At 48.4% G+C, this 556-nt stretch carries 1 protein-coding gene; it reads left to right on the forward strand.

What is annotated here, in order from left to right:
* On the forward strand, window positions 1–556 hold a 556-nt coding region (locus R7R24_RS29475; protein WP_318120561.1), incomplete at both ends, for a DNA polymerase.

A 556-nucleotide genomic window follows, 5' to 3' on the forward strand; every position in this document is an offset into this window, starting at 1 on the left:
CCGTTTAGAAGAGCTTGAACAAAAAGCTTACGAAATCGCAGAACAAGAGTTCAACATGAACTCGCCAAAGCAATTACAAGCCATCCTATTTGAAAAAATGGGTCTACCTGTTGTGAAAAAAACGCCATCTGGCACACCTTCAACCAATGAAGAGGTGTTGCAGGAGCTTGCGTTGGATTACCCACTGCCAAAACTGATCCTAGAATACCGTGGCTTAGCGAAGCTGAAGTCGACATACACAGACAAGCTGCCGAAGATGATCAACCCTTCAACTGGTCGTGTACACACCTCTTACCATCAAGCGGTGACTGCGACAGGTCGTTTGTCGTCTACCGATCCAAACTTGCAGAACATTCCAATCCGTAACGAAGAAGGTCGTCGTATTCGTCAGGCGTTTGTAGCTCCTGCTGGTTACAAGGTTCTGGCTGTCGACTACTCGCAAATCGAGCTGCGTATTATGGCGCACCTTTCTGGCGACCAAGCGCTGCTTGATGCCTTCCGTGACGGTAAAGACATTCACGCCGCAACCGCAGCAGAAATCATGGGAGTGTCTATT

This window comes from Vibrio sp. 704 (genome assembly GCF_033339295.1).